Origin of the sequence: Parabacteroides massiliensis (assembly GCF_900155425.1) — a bacterium.
GTDB classification, from domain to species: Bacteria; Bacteroidota; Bacteroidia; order Bacteroidales; family Tannerellaceae; genus Parabacteroides; species Parabacteroides massiliensis.
In genome coordinates, this window is the sequence record NZ_LT700191.1 from 1,789,940 (window position 1) to 1,813,613 (window position 23,674).

Sequence of the window (23,674 nt, forward strand, 5' to 3'; positions counted from 1 at the left end):
TTTAAGGAAAAGTTTAACATGAAGTAGCGAAGAAATGGAAGAAAAAGAAGTCTGTTATCATGTGCCGGTAATGCTTCATGAAAGTTTGGAAGGACTGGCTATTCGCCCCTCCGGAGTCTATGTCGATGTTACCTTTGGCGGTGGAGGACATTCGCGTGAAATCCTGAACCGGTTGGATGACGATGGGAAACTTTATGGATTTGACCAGGATGCCGATGCAGAGAAAAACATTCCGGCAGATCCCCGTTTTGTTTTTGTCCGCAGCAATTTCCGTTACTTATATAACTTCATGCGCTATCATGGGGTAGCAGGCGAGGTCGATGGGCTGTTGGCAGACCTGGGCGTTTCTTCCCATCATTTTGATGACAAGGACCGCGGGTTTTCTTTCCGTTTCGACGGAGCGTTGGATATGAGGATGAATACCCGGGCCGGACAAACAGCAGCGGATATCGTTAATACATATACGGAAGAGCAGTTGGCCGACCTGTTCTATCTTTACGGGGAGTTGAAGGTGGCACGTAAACTGGCCTCTGTCTTGGTGCGTAGCCGGGAAACGAAGAAGATAGAGACGATCGCTGACTTTTTGGATGTGATAAAACCCTTTACGGGAAAAGATAAGGAGAAGAAATTCCTGGCTCAGGTGTTTCAAGCCTTGCGTATCGAGGTGAATGATGAAATGCGTGCCTTGCGCGAGATGTTGCAACAAACGCTGCAAGTGCTGAAACCCGGCGGACGCCTGGTCGTTATCACCTACCATTCTTTGGAAGACCGATTGGTGAAGAACTTCCTGAAGACAGGAAACTTCGAAGGAAAGGCGGAGCAGGACTTTTTTGGAAATGTCAAATCTCCGTTCCGTCTGGTAAACAACAAGGTGATTGTTCCATCGGACGAGGAGGTCGAACGGAATCCCCGTTCCCGGAGTGCAAAACTGAGAATAGCGGAGTTGAATAATGAACATAAAGTCCAATAACTTTCAACTTTTAACTTTCAACTAAAAAGTATGGCTGTGGAAACGAAACAGAAGAAAAAGAAGAAGGAGAATCGTTTTTCTCTTCTGTACATATTGGGAGGTGGAATCCTGAAGGAGGATTTTATTGTCAGGCATACGAAGATGATCGTGCTTGTCGTCGTGCTGATATTCATATTTATCGGTAACCGGTATGTCTGTATGCAACGGTTGCGCGAAATCGACCGCCTGCAGCAGCAATTGCGTGATGTGCGGTTCGAGGCGCTGTCCATCTCTTCGGAATTGACGGGCAACAGCCGCCAGTCGCAGATCGAACTATTGATAGAAGAACAGGGAATAGAATTGGAAGCGGCCAAGAACCCGCCGTATGAATTGTATAAGTAAAGATGGCTGAAGAGATCGAATCAAAAGAACAAGCTCCTAAGAGTAACCGGATTTTACTCTGTTACTTCTTCATTGTGCTGTTGCTCGGATTGGTAGCAATAGGCATCTTGCTGCGTGCCTGCGATACGGCTTTTGTGGAAAAGGAGACTTGGATGAAGGTGGCCGAGAGCCAGAAGCGCCCGAACCGCCTGATCTATCCCAGCCGTGGAAACATCTATTCTTCCGACGGCAAACTGATGGCGACCAGTGTGCCTTGCTTTTATCTGTATATCGATTTCAATGCAGACTGCTATACGCATCCGACCAAGACGTGGAACAGCTTGGATACGCTTCTGAAAAGTAAACATAACGGGATCGATTCCCTTTCCGTTTATCTTTCCCGTAAGTTGAAGAACCGGACGCCTGCCGGATATAAGAATTACCTGCTGAACGGCCTGAAGAAGAAAAACCGCCAGTTCCCTGTTTTCGACGGTAAAGTTTCCTATTCCGATTTGAAAGAAATAAAGAAATTCCCCTTCTTCCGTTTAGGACGTTTCAAGAGCGGTTTCTATACGCGGGAGATGGTTGAACGGCAGAAACCGTTCGGCACATTGGCTTCCCGTACGATCGGCGACACGTTTCGCGATATCGACCCTAAAACAGGGCTGACCAAGGGAAAGAACGGCCTGGAATTGCAATACGACACTTTGCTCCACGGCGTTGCCGGCCTGAATTCCGTCCGCCGTCTCGGTGGAGGATGGACGAATGTCGTAGAAGTGGAGCCGGTGGAAGGAATGGATATCCGCACGACGATCGACATCAATATCCAGGATATAGCCGAGAAGTCGTTGCTCGACATGTTGAAGAAGATCGACGCCGCATCGGGTACGGCTGTCGTCATGGAGGTCGCGACAGGCGAGGTGAAAGCCATTACCAACATGGGACGTATCCGTGAAGGCGTTTACGGCGAAGACACCAACCATGCCGTGGCGGACGAAACGGAACCCGGTTCGACCTTTAAGGTCGCATCCATCATGGTTGCCCTTGAAGACGGCGTTTGCCAGCCCGGGGATACGGTCGATGTCGGCAACGGTATCTATATGTACAAAGGAGCCCGCATGACGGACCATAATAATAACAAAGGCGGTTACGGCCGTATCTCGGTGGAGCAGGCTATTTGGTACTCGTCCAATATCGGAGTCGCCAAGACGATCCTGAAAGGATACGAAAAGAACCCGGCCAAATATGTGGAAGGACTTTACCGTATTGGCCTGAACGAAGACCTGCATCTGGAAATTCCCGGGGCGGGCCGCGCTAAAATCCGCCGGCCGGATGACACGGTACGCTACTGGTCGAAGACTGCTCTTCCGTGGATGTCTTTCGGGTACGAGACCCAGATACCGCCGATCTATACGCTTGCTTTCTATAATGCGATCGCCAACAACGGCAAGATGGTCCGCCCTCTCTTTACGAAAGAGATTATGCACAACGGCAGGACCGTACAGAGTTTCTCCACCGAAGTGGTGCGGGAATCCATCTGCTCGGAACGCACGCTGAATATCATCAAGGATATGTTGTTGGGCGTAGTGGAGAAAGGAACCGGAAAGGCGGTTCATTCCGACTTTGTCCGTATTGCCGGCAAAACGGGTACGGCCCAGATAGCATCGGGAGGCGTTTACCGCCAGGCAGGCCACCAGGTTGCTTTCTGTGGTTATTTCCCTGCCGACGAACCGAAATACTCCTGTATCGTCGTGATCCGCCAACCGCGCAACGGCTATCCTTCGGGTGGAACGATGTCGGGGGGCGTGGTGAAGGCGATCGCCGAGAAGGTATATGCCAGCCACATGTCTTTCGATATCCACGACATGGCGAAAGACTCGTTGGCCGTGACATTGCCTCAGCCGAAAGCCGGCGAACGGGATGCACTGGAATATGTTTTGAACAAACTCGATATAGAGGCCGATAACGACAGTACCGAAACCAAATGGGTGACGGCTAAGCGTGAAGACGGCAAGGAAGATGTGAAACTGAAAGATATCCCTATCCGGGAAGGATTGGTGCCGAATGTCGTCGGTATGGGAGCGAAAGACGCCGTCTACCTCCTGGAGAGTGCCGGACTGCGGGCTTCGTTGAATGGCATGGGGCGCGTGTCTTCTCAATCCATATCTCCCGGTTCGCGGGTTTCGAAAGGACAAACCGTTTCATTAACATTAAAATAGGCTATGGAACTAAAAGAACTTATTCGTCCGTTGGATGTGCTTGAGGTCATCGGAAACACAGATGTGGAGATCTCAGGTGTTCAGTCTGATTCCCGTAAAGTGGAAAAAGGCTTTTTGTTTGTAGCGGTTCGGGGTACGGCCGTAGACGGTCATGCTTATATCCAAAGCGCGATCGAGAAAGGGGCTGCCGCAATCGTCTGCGAGGAAATCCCTGCCCGTTCGGATGAAAATGTAGGAGCTTCCGGAAACAAACCGGTGTTCATCAGGGTGAAAGATTCGGCGGATGCTTTAGGCAAATCGCTTTCTGCCTGGTATGAGAATCCTTCGGACAATCTGATACTGGTGGGTGTGACCGGCACAAACGGAAAGACAACGATCGCAACGCTCTTGTACGAGATGTTCCGGAAGATGGGACATAAGGTGGGGTTGCTCTCTACCGTTTGCAACTATATCGATGGCGAAGCGATCCCGACCGATCATACGACGCCTGACCCCGTCACCCTCCATCACCTGATGGCACGGATGGTGGAGGCCGGTTGCGAGTATGCCTTTATGGAGGTCAGTTCGCATTCGATCGACCAGAAGCGTATCAGCGGCCTGTCGTTCGACGGGGGGATATTTACCAACCTGACGCGCGACCATCTGGATTATCATAAGACGGTCGAGAATTACCTGAAGGCCAAGAAGAAATTTTTTGACGACCTGCCCGCTTCGGCCTTTGCGCTTACGAATGCGGACGATAAATCAGGCCTTGTCATGTTGCAGAACACGGCTGCCAAGAAACTGACTTATTCGCTCCGTACGCTGGCTGATTTCAAAGGGAAGATATTGGAATCCCATTTCGAAGGGACCGAAATGCTGATTAACGGGCGTGAAGTGACGACGCGCTTTGTCGGCCGTTTCAATGCCTACAACCTGTTGGCGGTGTATGGGGCTGCTGTCTCTTTGGGCAAAGACCCGGAAGAAGTGTTGGTCGTGTTAAGCGATCTGCATCCGGTTTCCGGCCGCTTTCAGACGATCCAGTCTCCGGCGGGATATACGGCGATTGTGGATTATGCTCATACGCCTGACGCCTTGACGAACGTGCTCAACAGTATCCATGAGGTGCTGGACGGCAACGGCCGCGTGATCACGGTAGTAGGTTGTGGTGGCAACCGCGACAAAGGAAAGCGCCCGATCATGGCAAAGGAAGCAGCCCGGTTGAGCGACCAGCTGATCCTGACTTCCGACAATCCCCGTTTCGAGGAACCGGACGAGATCATTAAAGATATGGTTGCCGGCCTGAATACGGCAGATATGGAACATACGCTCTGCATTACGGACCGTGTGCAGGCGATCAAAACAGCCACCATGCTGGCAAAGAAAGGCGATGTGATCCTGGTTGCCGGCAAAGGCCATGAAGACTATCAGGAAGTAAAAGGCGTAAAGCACCATTTCGATGACAGGGAACAGTTAAAAGAAATATTTAAGAGTTGAAAGTTGAAAGTTGAAAGTTATACTCAGCAGTATTGAACTTTCAACTCTCACCTTTCAACTGAAAAAACAAAGTTTTTTTATGTTGTATTATTTGTTTAATTATTTGGATCAGCTCGATTTTCCGGGGGCCGGCATGTTCAAGTATGTATCGTTCCGTTCCGCCTTGGCCTTGATCCTCTCTTTGTTCATCTCGACGGCTATCGGACGCCGTATCATCGACAAGCTGCAAATGTTGCAGATCGGCGAGACGGTACGTAACCTCGGCCTGGAAGGGCAGATGAGTAAGAAAGGGACGCCGACGATGGGAGGTATCATCATTATCATTGCGATTGTGGTGCCGACCTTGCTTTGTGCGAAGCTGACCAATATCTATGTGATCCTGATGCTGGTGACGACCATTTGGTTAGGGGCGTTGGGATTTGCCGACGACTACATCAAGGTGTTTCGGAAGAACAAGGAAGGCATGCACGGCAAGTTTAAGATTATCGGACAGATAGGTCTGGGGCTGATCGTCGGACTGGTTCTCTTTATGAGTCCGGACGTGGTGATCAAGGAGAATATGGAAGTACGACATGACAATGTGATCGAGGAAGTGCACTTTCATACGGTCGAAAAGAAGTCGACCAAGACGACGATCCCGTTTGTGAAGAACAACAATTTCGATTATGCGCAGTTGGTTAGCTGGGCAGGCGAATATAAGGAAGAGGCGGCCTGGCTGGTCTTCGTCCTGATGGTGATCTTCGTGGTGACAGCCGTGTCGAACGGGGCGAACCTGACGGACGGCCTGGACGGTCTGGCGGCGGGAAGCTCGGCGATTATCGGGGTGGCGCTCGGAATACTCGCCTATATGTCGTCTCACTTCGAGTTTGCCTCCTTCCTGAATATCATGTTCATCCCGGGAGCGGAAGAACTGGTGGTGTTTGCAGCGGCCTTTATCGGGGCGACGGTCGGATTCCTGTGGTACAACGCCTATCCGGCACAGGTATTTATGGGTGATACGGGAAGTTTGACGTTAGGCGGTATCATCGCCGTGTTCGCGATCATTATCCGGAAAGAATTACTGATCCCGATCCTGTGCGGCATCTTCCTGGTAGAGAATCTTTCCGTTCTGATGCAGACGTTCTACTTCAAATATACGAAGAAGAAATACGGTGAGGGACGGCGCATCTTCAAGATGGCTCCCCTCCATCATCATTTTCAGAAACCCGGTAATGCGGGAATACAGGCTTTGATACAGAAACCTTTTAACGTGGTGCCCGAATCGAAGATCGTGGTCCGGTTCTGGTTGATCGGTATCATCCTGGCAGTTATTACGATTGTGACATTAAAGATGAGATAAAGTGATTTATGATTTATAATTTGTGATTTATTATCGATGCATAAATCATAAATTATAAATCATAAATGAATAAAAAAATCATAAATCAAATGAAGAAAAGGATTGTTATCTTAGGGGCCGGTGAAAGTGGCGCAGGTGCTGCCGTGCTGGCGAAGGCGAAAGGATTCGATGTGTTCGTTTCCGATTTCTCGTCTATCAAACCCAAGTATAAGGATATGCTGGATGCCCACGGTATCTGTTGGGAAGAGGGCCGGCATACCGAAGCCGACATCCTGAATGCCGACGAAATCATCAAGAGTCCGGGAATACCCGACAAGGCTCCCATTATAAAGAAACTGAAGGAGAAGGGTACGCCCATCATCTCCGAAATAGAATTTGCCGGACGGTATACGGATGCTAAGATGATCTGTATCACCGGAAGCAACGGCAAGACGACGACGACCATGCTGACCTACCACATCCTCCGGCAGGCAGGAGTGGACGCAGGGCTTGCGGGGAACGTCGGGAACAGCCTCGCTCTTCAGGTGGCTGAAGATCCTCACGCCGTCTACGTGATCGAACTGAGTAGTTTCCAGCTCGACAACATGTATGACTTTAAGGCGGATATCGCCATCTTGTTGAATATAACGCCCGACCATCTGGATCGTTATAATTATGAGATGCAGAACTACGTGGATGCCAAATTCCGCATCATCCAGAACCAGACGGCCGAAGATGCTTTCATTTTCTGGAACGACGACCCCATTATTGCCCGCGAAATAGCCAAACGCCATCCGCAGGCAACTCTCTACCCGTTCGCCGAAACTCACGAAGCCGGCGTAAAGGGCTATACGGAAGATAAAAAGATAATAATTGAAACCTCAAACGGAATGTTTACAATGGAAGAAGATTTATTGGCATTATCGGGAACGCATAATCTGTATAATTCGTTGGCTTCAGGTATCGCATCCAAACTGGTGGATATCCATGATGAAAACCTGCGAGCTTCGCTGAGCGACTTTACCGGGGTAGAACATCGCCTTGAGAAAGTGGCGCGTGTGCGCGGAGTCGATTATATCAACGACTCGAAAGCCACGAATGTAAACTCCTGCTGGTACGCCTTGCAGAGCATGACCACTCCTTTGGTCCTGATACTCGGTGGTACGGATAAGGGGAATGACTATTCCGAAATTGAAGAGCTGGTGAAGAAAAAGGTGCACGCCCTCATATTCCTGGGTGTGGATAATGCCAAGTTGCACGGCTTCTTCGACGGGAAGGTCCCCGTTATCGAAGATGCCCGTTCGATGGAAGAAGCCGTTTCGAAAGCTTATAAACTGGCCGAAAAGGGAGACACTGTCCTGTTGTCGCCTTGCTGTGCCAGCTTCGACCTCTTCAAAAGCTATGAGGATCGTGGCGACCAGTTCAAAGCTTGTGTGCGTAACCTGTAAAGAAAGACGAAGAAATGGATTTAGCGAGTAAACTGTTCAAGGGTGACCGGGTGATATGGGTGATCTTCATGTTCCTGTGTCTGGTCTCGGTGATCGAGGTGTTCAGTGCAACCAGCACGATTGCCTATAAGAACGCGAATCACTGGGCTCCTATTGTCCGTCATGCGACTTTCCTGTTAGGGGGCTTTGTGCTCGTATTACTGATGCACAACGTCCCGTGCAGGTTCTATTCCTTGTTGAGTTTGCTTTTGCCGGTCTCGATGGTCTTGTTGGCCATAACGCCCTTTGTCGGTGTCGTGGTAAACGGAGAACCCCGCTGGCTGGAAATACTCGGAGTCCGTTTCCAGCCTTCGGAGATAGCCAAGATCGCTGCCATCGGCTATACGGCGTTTATCCTGAGCAAGCGAAACTGGTTCACGGACAGACAGATGTTCTGGTACATCTTAGGAGGTGTCGGGAGCGTTTGTTTTCTGATCTTCTTCAATAACGGGTCGACAGCCATCCTGTTGTTTGCCGTGACCTTTATGATGATGTTCATCGGGCAGATATCCTTCATCCGTTTGCTGAAACTGAGCGGTGTGGGTCTCATTGGCCTTTTGATGTTGGTTGGGTTTATCCGGTTTGCCCCGGACAAGGTGATCGACCTGATGCCGGACCGTGTGCACACTTGGAAAGCACGTATCGAACGCTTCTCCGATCCGGAAGACGCTGTTAAGTTCGAGCCGGGGAGAGCGGTCAGCATCGACGGTGACGACTATCAGGTGGTGCATGCCAAGATCGCACTGGCGCGAGGCGGGCTGTTGGGAAAGTTTCCCGGACACGGGCAACAACGAGATTTCCTGCCGCAGGCTTACTCGGACTTTATCTATGCCATTATTATAGAAGAGATGGGGATCGTAGGAGGAGGTTTTGTCCTGCTCCTGTATATCATCCTGCTTGTCAGGGTGGGGATGATCGCCCGTAGATGCGATAAACTATTTCCTAAATTCCTGGTGCTGGGCTGCGGGCTGTTGGTCGTCGTCCAGGCTCTGACGAATATGGCGGTGGCGGTAGACCTGATACCGGTGACCGGGCAACCTTTGCCGTTGATCAGCCGGGGAGGTACGTCGACCGTCATCAGTTGTGCCTATATCGGCATCATTCTGAGCGTTAGCCGCTTCGGAGCGAATATGGGAAATGAGGAAGAAGCGCCGGATGAGGCTGTTGCCATAGGCGGTACGCCACCGGAAGGCGAGTCGATCGCAGATACAACGCTTGATACGGCTTCGGACGAACCGTTCGAAGCGACCGCAGAAGCTCCCGTGAGAGAAGAAAACCCCTTGGAGGCTGTGCGGACAATAAAAGAAACAACAACAGAAACTGAAATATGAAACAGTACCGAATCATCATAAGCGGCGGAGGAACCGGAGGCCATATCTTCCCGGCTATCTCCATTGCCAATACCTTCAGGAAACGTTTTCCGGAGGCGGAAATACTGTTTGTGGGAGCCGAAGACCGGATGGAAATGGAAAAAGTGCCGGCCGCCGGTTACCGCATCGTGGGATTGCCGGTAAGCGGTTTCGACCGTGCCCACCTGGCAAATAACATCCGTGTCGTGGGACGCCTGCTCAAAAGCCTCCGGCTTGCCAAAAAGACGATACGCGAGTTCAAGCCTGATATTGCCGTAGGCGTAGGCGGTTATGCCAGCGGACCGACGCTTTGGATGGCTGCTTCCTTAGGAATCCCGACCTTGATACAGGAGCAGAATTCCTATGCCGGTGTCACGAATAAGCTCTTGGCAAAGAAAGCAGGCAAAATATGTGTCGCTTACGAGGGCATGGAAAAGTTTTTCCCGGCCGACCGTATCGTCGTGACCGGCAATCCGGTCCGTCAGGATTTGGAAGAGGCACTGGATAAGCGCGAAGAAGCATTGAGGTTTTTCGGTCTCTCTCCGGATAAGAAGACAATCTTGGTGGTCGGCGGCAGTCTGGGAGCCCGGACGATCAACCGTAGCATACAGGGCGATCTGGATAAACTCTTTGCTTCGGATGTCGACGTACAGGTGATCTGGCAAACCGGGCGCTACTACCATGAAGAAGCTTTAAAGCATCTGAAGGCTTACAGGGGGATGCCGGTCTGGTGCTCGGACTTCATCACTCGCATGGACTATGCCTATGCTGCGGCCGATCTGATCATCTCCCGTGCAGGCGCCAGTTCCATTTCCGAACTCTGCCTGCTGAAAAAACCGGTGATCCTGGTCCCTTCTCCCAATGTGGCGGAAGACCATCAGACGAAGAATGCCTTGGCCTTGGTCGATAAAGAGGCTGCTATCCTGGTGGCCGACAAAGATGCCGAACAGCAATTGGTGCCGAAGGCTCTCGAAGTCATCCACGACGACGAACGCCTCCGTCTCTTGAGCCGCAACATCGCGACATTGGCCCAGCACCAGAGTGCGGAACGCATCGTAGACGAGATCGTCAAGATTATCGAATGAATGTATTATCTTTGTAACAAAGATTTGTAACGAGTAAGAAAATATGGATATAAACAACATAACGGCTGTCTATTTTGTTGGAGCCGGCGGGATAGGGATGAGTGCCCTGATCCGCTATTTCCTTTCGAAAGGAAAGATGGTGGCGGGTTACGACAAGACCCCTTCCGGCCTGACGGAACAGTTGAACTGTGAAGGAGCCGTCATTCACTATGAAGACAATGTGGACTTGATCCCCGACGGCTTTACCGATCCGGAAAAGACACTGGTCGTCTATACTCCTGCCGTTCCCGAAGACCATTCGGAACTCAGCTATTTCCGGGAAAATGGTTTCGAGGTGATGAAACGTGCCCGTGTGCTGGGTGAGATCACCGGTTGCAGCCGCGGATTGTGTGTGGCCGGTACGCATGGCAAGACAACGACCTCCTCGATGGTCGCCCACCTGCTGAAACAGTCTCATGTGGATTGCAACGCTTTCTTAGGTGGTATACTGAAGAACTACAACAGCAACCTGATGCTTTCCGATAAGAGCGACCTGACCGTGATAGAAGCGGACGAGTTCGACCGTTCTTTCCATTGGTTGAAACCCTATATGGCCGTTATCACGGCGGCCGATCCCGATCACCTGGATATCTACGGGACTCCGGAAGCTTACCGTGAAAGCTTCGAACATTTCACCTCGCTGATCCGCCCGGACGGTTGCCTGATCATGAAACAAGGCATCAACATCATCCCCCGCCTGCAAGAAGGCGTAAAGCTATACACCTATACCGGAGAACGTGCAGACAATTGTCAATTGACGACTGTCCCCGACTTTTATGCCGAGAACGTCCGTATCGGAAACGGCGAGATATTCTTCGATTTTGTCGGTCCCGATATCCGTATTCCCGATATCCAGTTGGGCGTGCCCGTGAAAGTAAATATCGAGAACGGAGTCGCCGCTGTCGCCCTTGCCTGGCTGAACGGTGTGACACCGGAGGAAATCAAGCACGGCATGGCGACTTTTGCCGGTCCGCGCCGCCGCTTCGACTTCCATCTCAAGAAAGACAACATCGTCCTGATCGACGATTATGCCCATCATCCGGCCGAACTGAAGGCAAGCATTCTTTCCGTAAAGGAACTGTATGCCGGGCGCAAGGTGACCGGTATCTTCCAACCGCACCTCTACACCCGTACGCGTGATTTTGCCGCCGACTTTGCCGCCAGCCTCTCGCTTTTGGATGAACTGATACTGTTGGACATCTATCCGGCACGCGAGAAGCCGATACCGGGTGTCACTTCGCAGATCATTTTCGATGCCGTGACGATCGCCGACAAGCGGTTGATCCGCAAGGAAGAATTGTTGGATGTTATAGCGGCCGAAGCCGATAAGCTCGAAGTTGTCCTGATGGTCGGAGCCGGAAATATAGAACTGTTGGTTGACCCGGTAAAACAAATATTGGATAAAAAAAATAAATCGTGATCCGTATCGTATCCATAATCGTTGCAACACTGTTGTTCTGCTACATCGTGTTTGTCTCTTTCTTTTTCCGGGAAAGCAGGCAAAAGGAGTTGTGCCGTGACCTGCAGGTCGTGGTCGTGGACAGCCTTGACAAACATTTTGTGAGCGAGGACGACTTGGTGTATATCCTCAAGAAGGCGGACTTGAACCCGATCAAGAAGCCGATGGACGAAATCAACACTGACCGGATTGAAAACGAACTGCTGAAAAACGAAATGATTGCCCGCGTGGAAGCCTATAAGACTCCTTCCGGCATGATCAAATTGGAAGTAGAGCAAAAAATTCCTATCTTGCGTGTGATAAGTTCGCAAGGCAATTATTATGTGGATAATTTGGGGAGCACGATGCCTGTCAGCCGCCATTATGTGGCGCATGTCCCGATTGTGAGCGGATATGTGGAAAAAGAACTGGCGGTAACCGACTTATATAAATTTGCATTATTTTTGCAGGAGAATGATTTCTGGAATAATCAGATAGAACAGATTTACGTTCATCCTGACAACGAGGTGGAGCTGATCCCGCGGGTAGGCAACCACCGTATCGTGTTGGGCTCCTTTGTCGATTTCGAGGAGAAACTGGATAATCTCCGGCTCTTCTACGAGAAAGCGATCCCGAAGGTGGGATGGGAGAAATACAGCATTATCAGTTTAAAATATAAGGATCAGATTGTTTGTACTAAAAGATAGAAAATATGGCATACACAGACTTTATAGCGGCCATCGACCTTGGCTCTTCTCACATGGTCGGTATGGTAGGTACGAAAGGCCCTTCGGGTTTCCTTTCCATTATTGCCTACGAAGTGGAGAACTCCGATACCAGTATACGAAGAGGATGTGTATATAATATAAAAGATGCAGCCGGCAAGATCGTGCGGTTGATCCGCAAACTGGAAAACAAGTTGGGCGGTTCTCGCATCGGCAAAGTCTATATCGGGGTGGGAGGCCAATCGCTTCGGTCGGTCAACCACGCTGTGTCGAGAGTGCTCGGTAGCGGAACGGTGACCGAGGAGGTGCTGAAGGAGTTGGATCGGGAATGCCGGCAGTATCGTCCCGATATGCTGGACGTGTTGGATGTGGCCACGCCTGTTTATTATCTCGACAACCAGCCGGAAGCTCATCCGGTAGGTCTGGGTTGTTCGCGTATCGAAGCCCGCTATAAGTTGCTCGTCGGCCGTCCGTCTCTCCGCCATGCCGTAACCACGAATATGTCGGAGCAGATCAAACTCGATGTGGCTGGAGCCATTGTCTCACCGCTGGCATTGGCAGACCTGATCCTGACGGAACAGGAAAAACAGAAGGGTTGTGCGCTGATCGACTTCGGAGCAGGCGTCACTTCTGTCACGATGTACAAGGACGGCAGTCTGGCCGGTTTGTATGTTATCCCGTTGGGCAGCCATCTGATCACTCGCGACCTGATGTCTTTAGGTATGCCGGAGAAGGAAGCGGAGCGTGTCAAACGTACGTATGGAAACGCTATCTGGGAAAAAGACAACGAACAGCAGATGGTCTCGGTAGACTTGGCCGACGGACAGCATTCGAGCGAGGTCAAACTTTCAGAGATCAATATGGTGGTGGAAGCCCGCAGCCGTGAAATCATCGAAAATATATACGCCCGCCTGGAGGATACGGGAGTGGCGAAAGAACCCGGTTACAGTATCGTGATTGCCGGCAATGGAGCAGCGCTGAAGAATATGCGTGAAGCTCTAAGCGAACGTTTTAAGATGGACGTCCGTTATGCCTCCGTCCGGAAGGACCTGATTGCCGACGGCGAGATGATAGCCAACAATCCCGAATATACGACTGCAGTCGCCCTGTTGCTGAAAGGAACGGAGAACTGCGCCCTTTATATCGCTCCCGAACCGGAGAAACCGAAAGTGGTGGAAACGAGGTTTGAGCCGAAGGAAGAACCCTTAATTGCTGAAATAGAGGAGAAAACGGAAGAACAGCCTGTTGAAAAGCAGGCCGTGGCTTCGGCTACGGCGGCTAAGAACCGTAATTCAGGAACCAAGAAAGAGGATGAAAAGAAGAAAAATAAGAGCTGGGGACTCGGTGATCTCTTTAAAAATGCGGTGGATAAGATGGGAGAGGGTATTGACAAGGCCTTGAAAGATGAGCAATAATCGGTAACAATAAAAGACAGATGAGAATGGACGATAATACATACGATTTTGATATGGCAAAAGCGCCTCAGACAATCATCAAGGTGATCGGTGTCGGTGGCGGTGGTGGTAATGCGGTCAGCAACATGTACCGCGAAGGTATCCGGGATGTGTCTTTCGTGTTATGCAATACCGATAATCAGGCGTTGCAGAAGTCGGAAGTTCCCGATAAGCTCCTGATAGGACGGAATACGACGAACGGGCTTGGTTCCGGCAATGTTCCGGAAAGAGGAGAAGCCGCAGCGATTGAAAGCGAAAAAGAAATCCACGATATGCTCGACGACGGTACCCGCATGGCTTTTGTTACGGCGGGGATGGGAGGAGGAACCGGTACGGGGGCCGGCCCGATCGTTGCCAAGATTTCCAAAGATATGGGAATCCTTACCGTCGGTATCGTTACGATCCCCTTCGTCTTTGAAGGACGTCCAAAGATCGTAAAAGCGTTGAAAGGCGTTAGGAAGATGGCGCAGAACGTAGACTCCTTGCTTGTCATCAACAACGAACGATTGAGGAATTTTGCCGATATGCCGGTTCCACAGGCCAACCGCAAGGCTGATGAGACATTGACGATTGCCGCCAAGAGCATTGCCGAGATCGTTACGACCAATCTTGAACAGAATGTCGATTTCGCCGATGTCGACACGACGATGCGCAACAGCGGTGTCGCCCTGATCAGTATCGGTTTCGGAGAGGGCGAAGGACGTTTGCACCAAGCTATCAGCGAAGCGTTGGAAAACACGCTGGTGAACGATGTCAACAATATCTTCAATGCCCAACGTGTGGCGTTTGTCATCTACTATAGCCATGAAGACGAACTTCGTATCAGCGAGATGACAGACATACATAATTTCATGTCCCAGTTCAAGACCGAATACGAGGTGAAGTGGGGACACGGCTATGACGACAGCCTGGGCCACAAGATCAAGATCACGATCCTGGTGACCGGTTTCGGCTTGGAAGACATCCTGTCGCAGAGCGAACAGCAGGAGCTTGCCACCGAAGAGGAAATACGTCAGGCAGCCGAACGGGAAGAAGCTGCAAGAAAAGCGAGAGAAGAAGAGGACAAATGGGTAAGGCAGTATTACGGCGACTATATCGATTCGCGTCCGAATGCCGAAATCGTTGTCTTTGCCGTCGACGAATTGGACGATGACGCTCTGATCTCTTTCGTGGAAGATAAACCTACTTATAAACGGACTGCCAAAGATGTGCAGCAGATACGTCGGAAGGGAGAAGAGCCTGTACGTACTCAAGGTCTGTCGTTTACCTCGTCAGCCGCTAACCCGGGTAAGAAGCCTAAATCCGGCGGAACGGTAATCAGTTTCAGATAATTCATAAATCAAAAATCATAAATCAAAAATCATTACATATATGGATTTGTTCGAAAAAGTCAGCGAAGACATTAAAAACGCAATGAAGGCGAAAGATAAAGTAGCCCTTGAAACACTGAGAAACGTGAAGAAGTTTTTCCTCGAAGCGAAGACCGCTCCGGGGGCCAACGATACATTGACTGATGCCGATGCATTGAAGATCATGCAGAAACTTGTGAAACAGGGTAAAGATTCCGCCACTATCTATGTGCAGCAAGGACGTCAGGATTTGGCTGACGATGAACTGGCACAAGTTGCCGTTATTGAAAAATACCTGCCTAAACAGATGTCTGCCGAGGAGCTGGAAGTTGAACTGAAGGCAATCATCGCACAGGTCGGAGCTGCCGGTCCGAAAGACATGGGTAAGGTAATGGGCGTTGCTTCCAAGGCCTTAGCCGGAAAAGCCGAAGGACGTATGATCTCTGAAGTCGTTAAAAGACTGCTGAATTGAAAAAATTACAGAAATGATTACTTTTGTTTGTTGCCTTATTGCACTTATCGTGGGCTATTTTGTCTACGGTAAATTTATTGAACGTATTTTCGGCATAGATGCCAAACGGCAGACCCCTGCCTATACACACCAGGACGGTGTGGATTATATCCCGATGCCTACCTGGAAAGTCTTTATGATCCAGTTCCTGAACATTGCCGGACTGGGTCCGATCTTCGGTGCCATTATGGGAGCGAAGTTCGGAACCGCCTCTTTCCTGTGGATCGTGTTGGGAAGTATCTTTGCCGGTTCGGTACACGATTACCTGTCCGGGATGTTGTCTCTGCGCCATAATGGAGAGAGCTTGCCTGAGATTATCGGCCGTTACCTGGGCGTGAACTTCAAACAGTTTATGCGCGGTTTTACGGTGATCCTGATGGTACTGGTCGGTTCCGTGTTTGTGGCCGGACCGGCCGGATTGTTGGCCAAGTTGACACCGGAACATCTGGATGTCACTTTCTGGATCATCATCGTGTTCTTGTATTATATCTTGGCGACCTTGCTGCCGGTCGATAAGATAATAGGGAAAGTCTATCCTTTGTTTGCAGCCGCTTTGCTGTTTATGGCGATCGGTATTTTGGTGATGTTGTTCATCAATCATCCGCCGTTGCCGGAAATTACAGACGGGATGCCGAACACTTCTCCCGGTCATCTGCCTATCTTCCCGATCATGTTCGTCAGCATTGCCTGCGGTGCAATTTCCGGTTTCCATGCGACGCAAAGTCCGTTGATGGCCCGTTGCATCAAGAATGAGAAGTACGGACGTCCTATCTTTTTCGGGTCTATGATTACGGAAGGTATCGTTGCGCTGATCTGGGCGGCTGCCGCTACTTATTTCTATCATAACAATGGGATGGGGGAAAACAATGCCGCCGTTGTCGTCGACAGTATTACGAAAGAATGGCTCGGCACGGTAGGAGGTGTATTGGCCGTCTTAGGTGTGATCGCTGCTCCGATTACTTCCGGTGATACAGCGTTTCGTTCGGCTCGTCTGATCGTGGCTGATTTCCTGCATCTCGAACAGCGCAGTATCTCCAAGCGACTCATGATCTGTATTCCTTTGTTCTTAGTGGCTATCGCTCTTTTGCTTTACAGCCAGAAAGATAAGGATGGCTTCGATATGATCTGGCGTTATTTTGCTTGGAGTAACCAGACGCTCGCCGTGTTTACCTTATGGGCGTTGACCGTCTACCTGGTGATCTCGAAGAAACCCTATATCGTTACGCTGATCCCGGCTCTGTTCATGACAGCTGTCTGCTCGACATACATCTTTGTCGCTCCTGAAGGCTTAGGTCTGGAAACCGGCATCTCACAGATTATCGGCATTGCCGTAACAATCGTTGTTTTCGCATTCTTCCTGGTTTGGAAGAAGAAAAACAGTAAGATATAACGCCGGAGGATCAATCTTCTCCGGTGTCCAGCCCGGTAATTGTCGGTTTATCAGCAGGTCGAAACTGTAAACTGTAACTTATGGGAGTAAGATGAAACAACTGTCATACTATCATGATTTGTTCTCAATTCATTAAAAATCAATGGATGCATAGAATGATTGATTGTATGACAGTTGTTTTTTTCATCATCATACTATCATAAAAACTGGTATATTTTACTTGAAAGCATATATCTTATTTTCAGCGAATTACCTATCTGTTTTCTTTGAGACCCGGATGTCGGAGCCTTTGACATCCGGGTCTCAAGACCGTGCAGACGGGGATCTGAATCAGGCTTAAACGGGGGTCTTAACGAAAAGTTCTGCCTACTTTATGTGTTTATCCCCCATAATTATCGGGTGAACCCGGGACTTATTGATTGCAGGGGATTCGTTTTTTGTGAATATAGGAAAGATAGTTGAACATTCGCCTTTTAGGTAGGGAATATTTACCTATATTTGTCATCGAAGTAATAACTATTGCAACTAAAACATTTAATTATGAACAAATTTATCAACCCCTTCTCCGATTACGGCTGGAAAAAGATTTTCGGCAGCGAAGTAAGCAAGGATCTTATCATCAGTTTCCTCAATGAAGTTATCCAGCAGGAAGTAATCGTTGACATTACGTTTCGGAACGTTGAGATGCTCGGTTTGAAACAAGATCAGCGGCGGGCTGTCTTCGATATCTTCTGTGAGAATGAAAAAGGAGAAATATTCATAGTCGAGATGCAGAAAAGCCGGCAGAAATATTTTTCCGACAGGGTGTTGTACTATGCCTCGTTCGCGATCCAGCAGCAGTCAATGATCGTAAAGGAAAAACTTGAAAAAGAACCGGATGAAGTAATTCGCAAACGTTGGAACTACCAAATCAGCAAAGTGTATGTCGTGTGCATCCTGAGCTACATCATGGACCTGTCCCGCCCGGAGAAATATCGTTGGGATGTCGTACGCATGGACCGGGAGTTGAAGCTTCCCTTCAGCGAAACACTTAACGAAATCTATATCGAAATGCCGAAATTTGTGTTACCTTTGCATCAGTGTGATACACTTTATAAGAAGTGGTTATATGTTTTAAACAACATCGAGATCATGGAACGATTACCCCAAGAGCTGAACAACCAGATATTCCGCAAGCTGAAAAGCATCGTGGAGGTAGAGCGCATGACCCCCGATCAACGCTTGGAATACGAACTGAGCCTTTCCGTTGAACGCGACCTTTCCGCCGCCCTCGATACCAGTTTCGAAGATGGGATGGAGAAGGGAATTGAGAAAGGGATAAAAAAAGGAATAGAGAAGGGAATAGAAAAAGGGAAAGTCGAGGAACAACGTCTTATTGCAGCCAATTTTAAAAAGCAAGGAATTAATATCGAAACGATTGCACAATGTACCGGTTTATCAGTAAAAGAGGTGAGCGAATTATAACCTGTTAAAGCTTATCGATTGAATCTGGCGTGTTGTTTAAATACATGACAATCCGTGGCTTACAGCATATGATATTTTTTCAGCTCTTTCCTCAGTTCTAATGCTTTTCCGTCTGTGACCTTGTCCATAAGTGCCCAAAAACGGTCGCTGTGGTTCATCTCTATGGTGTGGCAGAGTTCGTGGAGGAGGACGTAGTCGATCAGATGCCAAGGTAAGAGCATCAGGGAAAGAGAGAGATTGATGCTGCGGCGTGGCGTGCAACTTCCCCAATGGCTTTTACTGTTGAATATTTTTACTCCCGTGCAGGTGAAACCATGCCTGGAGGCCAGGCTGAGTAATCGTGAAGGCAATAGGCGACGAGCCTCGTGGCGGAGGGCCTGTTCGAGGAAATCTTTCAGAAGTTCTTGTATACGTTCGTCGGCAAAGTCGGTCTGTGCGGGGCAGGCGATGTGCAGAATGCCGTTGTCTAAATTCATATAGAAGTTTGTCCGGTCTGTACGAAAGATATGGAGGCGGAATGTGGCGGTTTGCATCTCCGTTTTGTCCGTCAGAAGTGGGCGGGCAGGATGTTTGGCCAAAGCAATGAGAAGTTTTTCCCTGTTCTCACGGATAAAGGCCAGCATACGTGCTTCGTCACCTCCCGGAGGTAGGGTTGCCGTGATCGTCCCTTTGGCGATTTTCAGCGTATAGCGGGTGGCGCGTGGACTGGTACGGAGGATGATGATCCCTAAGTCTTTGTCTTGTATCGTCTTTTGCATATCGTTTGCAAAAGTAATGTTTTATACATAAACAATAGAGGCTTGGAATTGGTTATTTTAGCCATAAAGACGAAGATAAGCGGCTCCTCGGCATAAAAAATGAACAAGTTCGTTTTATTCTGCTCTCGGTTTGCATTATCTTTGTAGCCGGATAACGAAAAATGAGTATAAACAATATAATAAATTAAGTAATCATGAGCAAGAAAGCCCTTTTAATGATACTTGACGGCTGGGGTATCGGCGATCAAGGTAAAGACGATGTAATCTTTAACACTCCCACTCCTTATTGGGACAGCCTGCTGGCCACTTATCCTCATTCACAGTTACAGGCAAGCGGCGAAAACGTAGGGCTGCCTGACGGACAAATGGGTAATTCTGAAGTCGGCCACCTCAATATCGGAGCCGGACGTATCGTTTACCAGGATTTGGTGAAGATCAACCGTGCCTGTGCCGACAATAGCATCATGAAGAACCCTGAAATCGTTTCTGCCTTCTCTTATGCCAAGGAGCACGGCAAAAGCATCCATTTCATGGGATTGACCTCCAACGGTGGCGTGCACAGTTCTTTTGACCACCTGTTCAAACTTTGCGATATCTCCAAGGAGTACGGGATTGACAATACTTTCATCCACTGTTTTATGGACGGTCGCGACACAGACCCGAAGAGCGGTAAAGGATTTATCGAACAACTGACGGCCCACTGTGCACAGTCTGCCGGAAAGATCGCATCCATCGTCGGCCGTTTCTATGCAATGGACCGCGACAAACGTTGGGAACGCGTGAAAGAAGCCTACGACCTGTTGGTCGAAGGCAAGGGTAAACAAGCAGCCGACATGGTCCAGGCTATGCAGGAGTCGTACGATGAAGGCGTGACCGACGAGTTTATCAAACCGATCAACAACGCTACCGTAGACGGTACGATCAAAGAAGGCGATGTCGTGATCTTCTTCAACTACCGTAACGACCGTGCAAAAGAATTGACCATCGTACTGACTCAGCAGGATATGCCGGAACAGGGTATGCACACGATCCCCGGCCTGCAGTATTATTGCATGACGCCCTACGATGCTTCTTTCAAAGGCGTTCATATTCTGTTCGACAAAGAAAATGTCCAAAACACATTGGGAGAATACCTGGCTAATAACGGGAAGACTCAACTTCATATCGCCGAAACGGAAAAGTATGCTCACGTGACTTTCTTCTTCAACGGCGGCCGTGAAACTCCGTACAAAAATGAAGAACGCATCCTGGTTCCGAGTCCGAAAGTCGCCACTTACGACCTGAAGCCGGAAATGAGCGCTTACGAAGTGAAAGACAAATTGGTTGAGGCTATCAATACGCAGAAGTTCGACTTCATCGTCGTGAACTATGCCAACGGTGACATGGTGGGTCATACCGGTGTTTACAGCGCGATTGAAAAAGCCGTTGTCGCTATCGACAACTGTGTGAAAGACACTGTCGAAGCTGCTAAGGCTAACGGATATGAAGTAATCATCATCGCAGACCACGGTAATGCCGATCACGCGCTCAACGCAGACGGTACGCCCAATACGGCTCACTCCCTGAACCCGGTACCTTTTGTATATGTAACAGAAAACAAGAATGCAAAAGTTGAAAACGGTGTCCTGGCCGACGTCGCTCCGTCTATCCTGCATATTTTGGGCATGGCACAGCCGGCTGATATGACAGGACATGACTTGATTAAAAACTAAAGATTTATGATTTGTGATTCATGATTTATGCATCGATGATAAGTCATGAATCATGAATCATGAATCATAAATTCTTTCATCGTGATTCAAATAGACAATACATTGGTCAGTCTTGACGTTCTCGAACGCCAGTTTTTATGTGACCTGTCGCATTGTAAAGGTATTTGTTGTGTGGAAGGTGATTCCGGTGCGCCCCTGCTGGAAGAAGAGGTGGGCGAACTGGAAAAAGCCCTTCCTGTTATTTGGGACGATCTGGCACCGAAAGCCCGGGAGATCATCAAGAGACAAGGCGTTGCCTATATTGATGAAGAAGGAGACTTGGTGACCTCTATCGTAAACGGGAAGGACTGTGTTTTTACCTGCTACGATGCGGATGGAACTTGCAAGTGTGCGGTGGAGAAAGCCTTCCGCGAAGGCAGACTTTCTTTCTATAAACCGGTTTCCTGCCATCTTTACCCGATCCGCGTGGAAAAATACGATACGTTCGAAGCTGTGAATTATAATCGCTGGAATATCTGTAAGGCAGCGGAGGTGTTGGGTGAGAAAGAAAAACTTCCGGTCTATAAGTTTCTGAAAGAACCGCTGATTCGTCGTTTCGGAAAGGAATGGTACGACGCGCTTGAAGAAATTGCCGGAGAGTGGGAGAAGCAGAAGAATGAAGAGTAACTAAGGTTGATATTAAAAAGAACCGGAAATACAAATAACATGGATCTGGTGGAGATCCGCGTTATCTGCATTTCCGGTTCTTTGCTTTATATACCGTTTTAACTGTTGCGTATCAGGTCCGCCGATTTGCCTTCCTCGTTCAGGTAGGTCTCGATATGGCGTTTCTTTTTCTCTTCCAGGATTTCGTCGATGGCGATCAGGATGCCGGTCTCTTCAACCTCTCCAAACTCATGGTTGATGGCTGTGCCGAAAACGCGCATCTTGGGGGAGAGGCTCATATAAGCATTGACCAACGGCGGCACATTGATGCCGAACTTGCGAACCTCCTGGTTCAAGACCTTATAATTGTCTTTGAAGTTATCATATTTGAAAAGTTCCCGCATCTTTTCCAGGTCTGTGCCTGTTTCCAAAGGACAGACCGGAGTGATCAGCCTCTCCGGATCGGGGAAGTGCATGTTCAGGAAATACAGGATCATGTTGCGGGCTTCGGAGTTGTAGGTGTTGTACATCGTCACTTTTCCGAAATAATACTGCAAGCTGGGGTCAACCACGGAAAGAGCTCCCAGTCCGTCCCAAAGGTTATCCAGCACAAACAGCCCCTTGGCGCTGCCGCTGCGGGTCGACTGGTATTCCAGTGTAACGAACGAACGGCCAAGTTCGACCGTGTATGGCAAATATTCTTTGTTGAACTTATCGGAGAAATTAAACAGATGGGACGTTGCTAAAATGGGTTTGCCTGCTTTGTCGAATTTCACATCCGAACCGCAGAGGAAGCGGTAGCCGCCCAAAATCTGTTTGTCTTCAGGGCTCCATACGATAAGCTGGCGGTAAGCATCGTCCATCGTGTCATACTCGTCGATATCGACCGGAAAGCCGGTTCCGCCTCCGTAATACCGGAAAGCGATTTCCCTGAGTCGTCCGATCTCCTGCATCACATTTGGAGAATCATGAGCTGTGACAATGTATATCTCATTGCTGGATTTATTGGTCCTCCGCAGCAGCTTGTCCCCGGTCAGTTCAGCTTTCAGGAGAGCACGGTCAATCGGTTTGATAATGTCTTGCATATAATAAAATCTGTTATTACTTTAGATTATAGACTATTCCCTTCATCCATTCTGCCCATTCGGCCGGTTTGCGGCTGTTGTCGAAGGTTTGCCAGGGAATCGGTTTTCCGAAATGGATGCGGAATGTCTTGTGTTTGCTTTTGAACATCTCGTCGGGCAGGTAGATCATTTCGTAATTCATCTTTATGCCCAATGCTTTCCGCAGATTGGCGAGACGGTAGAAAAAGTTGGAGTTACGTCCTTCGAAAAACACCGGTACGATGTCCCGCTTGTGTTCTACGGCCTTTTGGATAAACGACTTTTTCCATTCAGTGTCCTGTATCTTCCCGTTTTGTTTGCGTGAGCATAAGCCGGCGGGGAAAGTGATGATCTGATTGTCCGAAGCGTAAGCTTCTTCGATCAGCTCGGCGTTCTTTTTCCCTTGTGCTCCATGTTTGTTAATGGGAACGAAGATCGATCTCAGGTTGGACAGGTAGAGCAGCAGATCATTCACCAGATATCGTATCTTCCCGTCGAAATGCCCTCCGATAATGGCCGAAAGGCAAATTCCGTCCAGCCCGCCCAACGGATGGTTGGAGGCGAATATGTATCGTCCGCCGGTAGGAATATTCTCTTCGTTTACCAATTCCAGATTCAAATCGAAATATCCGATCAACTCCTGCATGAACGCTACCCCGTCTTTATCGTGATACCGGCGGAGGATGTCGTTCAGTTCATCCTGATGGACAGTACGGATCAGATAGCGGACTACAAAGCCAGGGATCTTACGGGCGGCCGAAGGCGCCTTTTGTTGTAATACCTGTTTGATGTCTATCTGTGTAATACCTTCTTGTGTCATTT

20 protein-coding genes are annotated in these 23,674 nt (G+C 49.2%); 17 read left to right on the plus strand and 3 right to left on the minus strand.

Features of this window, described 5'->3' with window-relative positions; translation table 11 throughout:
- Window positions 1-34 precede the first annotated feature (34 nt).
- The 15 genes from rsmH to BQ9893_RS18250 all read left to right on the plus strand — a co-directional run bounded on the left by rsmH (window position 35) and on the right by BQ9893_RS18250 (window position 18,634).
- A complete protein-coding gene (rsmH, locus tag BQ9893_RS18180) occupies window positions 35-970 on the plus strand; it encodes a 16S rRNA (cytosine(1402)-N(4))-methyltransferase RsmH (protein ID WP_075967228.1) in 936 nt (311 codons plus the stop codon).
- Window positions 971-1,000: 30 nt separating this feature from the next.
- Window positions 1,001-1,351 carry an FtsL-like putative cell division protein gene (locus BQ9893_RS18185; RefSeq protein ID WP_075967229.1) on the plus strand — a complete coding sequence of 117 codons (351 nt, stop codon included), beginning with the start codon at window positions 1,001-1,003 and terminating at the stop codon, window positions 1,349-1,351.
- 2 nt (window positions 1,352-1,353) lie between these two features.
- Window positions 1,354-3,549: a penicillin-binding protein gene (locus BQ9893_RS18190; protein ID WP_075967230.1), complete on the plus strand. Its 2,196-nt coding sequence runs from the start codon at window positions 1,354-1,356 to the stop codon at window positions 3,547-3,549.
- Between the two features lie 3 nt (window positions 3,550-3,552).
- A complete protein-coding gene (locus BQ9893_RS18195; protein WP_075967231.1) occupies window positions 3,553-5,025 on the plus strand; it encodes a UDP-N-acetylmuramoyl-L-alanyl-D-glutamate--2,6-diaminopimelate ligase in 1,473 nt (490 codons plus the stop codon).
- A gap of 79 nt (window positions 5,026-5,104) precedes the next feature.
- Window positions 5,105-6,364: a phospho-N-acetylmuramoyl-pentapeptide-transferase gene (gene mraY, locus BQ9893_RS18200; protein ID WP_075967232.1), complete on the plus strand. Its 1,260-nt coding sequence runs from the start codon at window positions 5,105-5,107 to the stop codon at window positions 6,362-6,364.
- Between the two features lie 89 nt (window positions 6,365-6,453).
- Window positions 6,454-7,791, plus strand: coding sequence for a UDP-N-acetylmuramoyl-L-alanine--D-glutamate ligase (gene murD, locus BQ9893_RS18205; protein WP_208610818.1), 1,338 nt, complete (start codon window positions 6,454-6,456; stop codon window positions 7,789-7,791).
- Window positions 7,792-7,805: 14 nt separating this feature from the next.
- Window positions 7,806-9,161, plus strand: a complete 1,356-nt coding sequence (locus BQ9893_RS18210; protein ID WP_075967234.1) for an FtsW/RodA/SpoVE family cell cycle protein — start codon at window positions 7,806-7,808, stop codon at window positions 9,159-9,161.
- Window positions 9,158-10,264, plus strand: coding sequence for an undecaprenyldiphospho-muramoylpentapeptide beta-N-acetylglucosaminyltransferase (gene murG / locus BQ9893_RS18215; RefSeq protein WP_075967235.1), 1,107 nt, complete (start codon window positions 9,158-9,160; stop codon window positions 10,262-10,264). Before BQ9893_RS18210 ends, murG begins: the two co-directional genes overlap by 4 nt.
- Before the next feature lie 43 nt (window positions 10,265-10,307).
- A complete protein-coding gene (gene murC / locus BQ9893_RS18220) occupies window positions 10,308-11,723 on the plus strand; it encodes a UDP-N-acetylmuramate--L-alanine ligase (protein WP_075967236.1) in 1,416 nt (471 codons plus the stop codon).
- Window positions 11,720-12,448, plus strand: coding sequence for a cell division protein FtsQ/DivIB (locus BQ9893_RS18225; protein ID WP_075967237.1), 729 nt, complete (start codon window positions 11,720-11,722; stop codon window positions 12,446-12,448). Before murC ends, BQ9893_RS18225 begins: the two co-directional genes overlap by 4 nt.
- A 5-nt stretch (window positions 12,449-12,453) precedes the next feature.
- Window positions 12,454-13,881, plus strand: coding sequence for a cell division protein FtsA (ftsA, locus tag BQ9893_RS18230; RefSeq protein ID WP_075967238.1), 1,428 nt, complete (start codon window positions 12,454-12,456; stop codon window positions 13,879-13,881).
- Window positions 13,882-13,907: 26 nt separating this feature from the next.
- Complete coding sequence (gene ftsZ, locus BQ9893_RS18235; RefSeq protein ID WP_075967239.1) at window positions 13,908-15,251, plus strand: cell division protein FtsZ; 1,344 nt, start codon at window positions 13,908-13,910, stop codon at window positions 15,249-15,251.
- 40 nt (window positions 15,252-15,291) lie between these two features.
- The gene (locus BQ9893_RS18240) at window positions 15,292-15,741 is read left to right on the plus strand and encodes a GatB/YqeY domain-containing protein (RefSeq protein ID WP_075967240.1); all 450 of its coding nucleotides are present in this window, start codon (window positions 15,292-15,294) and stop codon (window positions 15,739-15,741) included.
- A 13-nt stretch (window positions 15,742-15,754) separates the two neighbouring features.
- Window positions 15,755-17,170: a carbon starvation CstA family protein gene (locus BQ9893_RS18245; protein WP_075967241.1), complete on the plus strand. Its 1,416-nt coding sequence runs from the start codon at window positions 15,755-15,757 to the stop codon at window positions 17,168-17,170.
- A gap of 540 nt (window positions 17,171-17,710) precedes the next feature.
- Window positions 17,711-18,634 (plus strand): Rpn family recombination-promoting nuclease/putative transposase, encoded by a 924-nt coding sequence (locus BQ9893_RS18250; RefSeq protein WP_075967242.1) that lies wholly within the window; start codon window positions 17,711-17,713, stop codon window positions 18,632-18,634.
- Between the two features lie 59 nt (window positions 18,635-18,693).
- Here the strand turns inward: BQ9893_RS18250 and BQ9893_RS18255 are convergent, their stop codons facing one another.
- Window positions 18,694-19,392 carry a M48 family metallopeptidase gene (locus BQ9893_RS18255; RefSeq protein ID WP_075967243.1) on the minus strand — a complete coding sequence of 233 codons (699 nt, stop codon included), beginning with the start codon at window positions 19,390-19,392 and terminating at the stop codon, window positions 18,694-18,696.
- A gap of 194 nt (window positions 19,393-19,586) precedes the next feature.
- On the opposite strand from BQ9893_RS18255, the gene gpmI reads away from it, so the two are divergent.
- A complete protein-coding gene (gpmI, locus tag BQ9893_RS18260; protein ID WP_075967244.1) occupies window positions 19,587-21,104 on the plus strand; it encodes a 2,3-bisphosphoglycerate-independent phosphoglycerate mutase in 1,518 nt (505 codons plus the stop codon).
- An 81-nt stretch (window positions 21,105-21,185) separates the two neighbouring features.
- The gene (locus BQ9893_RS18265) at window positions 21,186-21,770 is read left to right on the plus strand and encodes a DUF3109 family protein (protein WP_075967245.1); all 585 of its coding nucleotides are present in this window, start codon (window positions 21,186-21,188) and stop codon (window positions 21,768-21,770) included.
- Between the two features lie 98 nt (window positions 21,771-21,868).
- Here the strand turns inward: BQ9893_RS18265 and BQ9893_RS18270 are convergent, their stop codons facing one another.
- The gene (locus BQ9893_RS18270; protein ID WP_075967246.1) at window positions 21,869-22,834 is read right to left on the minus strand and encodes a glycine N(alpha)-acyltransferase GlsB; all 966 of its coding nucleotides are present in this window, start codon (window positions 22,832-22,834) and stop codon (window positions 21,869-21,871) included.
- Between the two features lie 16 nt (window positions 22,835-22,850).
- A complete protein-coding gene (locus BQ9893_RS18275) occupies window positions 22,851-23,672 on the minus strand; it encodes a lyso-glycine lipid O-acyltransferase GlsA (RefSeq protein ID WP_075967247.1) in 822 nt (273 codons plus the stop codon).
- Between the last annotated feature and the right edge of the window lie 2 nt (window positions 23,673-23,674).

Bases quoted from the DNA above. Each gene is read 5' to 3' on its own strand.
- rsmH (WP_075967228.1), top strand. From the start codon at position 35: ATGGAAGAAAAAGAAGTCTGTTATCATGTGCCGGTAATGCTTCATGAA.
- BQ9893_RS18185 (WP_075967229.1), top strand. From the start codon at position 1,001: ATGGCTGTGGAAACGAAACAGAAGAAAAAGAAGAAGGAGAATCGTTTT.
- BQ9893_RS18190 (WP_075967230.1), top strand. From the start codon at position 1,354: ATGGCTGAAGAGATCGAATCAAAAGAACAAGCTCCTAAGAGTAACCGG.
- BQ9893_RS18195 (WP_075967231.1), top strand. From the start codon at position 3,553: ATGGAACTAAAAGAACTTATTCGTCCGTTGGATGTGCTTGAGGTCATC.
- mraY (WP_075967232.1), top strand. From the start codon at position 5,105: ATGTTGTATTATTTGTTTAATTATTTGGATCAGCTCGATTTTCCGGGG.
- murD (WP_208610818.1), top strand. From the start codon at position 6,454: ATGAAGAAAAGGATTGTTATCTTAGGGGCCGGTGAAAGTGGCGCAGGT.
- BQ9893_RS18210 (WP_075967234.1), top strand. From the start codon at position 7,806: ATGGATTTAGCGAGTAAACTGTTCAAGGGTGACCGGGTGATATGGGTG.
- murG (WP_075967235.1), top strand. From the start codon at position 9,158: ATGAAACAGTACCGAATCATCATAAGCGGCGGAGGAACCGGAGGCCAT.
- murC (WP_075967236.1), top strand. From the start codon at position 10,308: ATGGATATAAACAACATAACGGCTGTCTATTTTGTTGGAGCCGGCGGG.
- ftsA (WP_075967238.1), top strand. From the start codon at position 12,454: ATGGCATACACAGACTTTATAGCGGCCATCGACCTTGGCTCTTCTCAC.
- ftsZ (WP_075967239.1), top strand. From the start codon at position 13,908: ATGGACGATAATACATACGATTTTGATATGGCAAAAGCGCCTCAGACA.
- BQ9893_RS18240 (WP_075967240.1), top strand. From the start codon at position 15,292: ATGGATTTGTTCGAAAAAGTCAGCGAAGACATTAAAAACGCAATGAAG.
- BQ9893_RS18245 (WP_075967241.1), top strand. From the start codon at position 15,755: ATGATTACTTTTGTTTGTTGCCTTATTGCACTTATCGTGGGCTATTTT.
- BQ9893_RS18250 (WP_075967242.1), top strand. From the start codon at position 17,711: ATGAACAAATTTATCAACCCCTTCTCCGATTACGGCTGGAAAAAGATT.
- BQ9893_RS18255 (WP_075967243.1), bottom strand. From the start codon at position 19,392: ATGCAAAAGACGATACAAGACAAAGACTTAGGGATCATCATCCTCCGT.
- gpmI (WP_075967244.1), top strand. From the start codon at position 19,587: ATGAGCAAGAAAGCCCTTTTAATGATACTTGACGGCTGGGGTATCGGC.
- BQ9893_RS18270 (WP_075967246.1), bottom strand. From the start codon at position 22,834: ATGCAAGACATTATCAAACCGATTGACCGTGCTCTCCTGAAAGCTGAA.
- BQ9893_RS18275 (WP_075967247.1), bottom strand. From the start codon at position 23,672: ATGACACAAGAAGGTATTACACAGATAGACATCAAACAGGTATTACAA.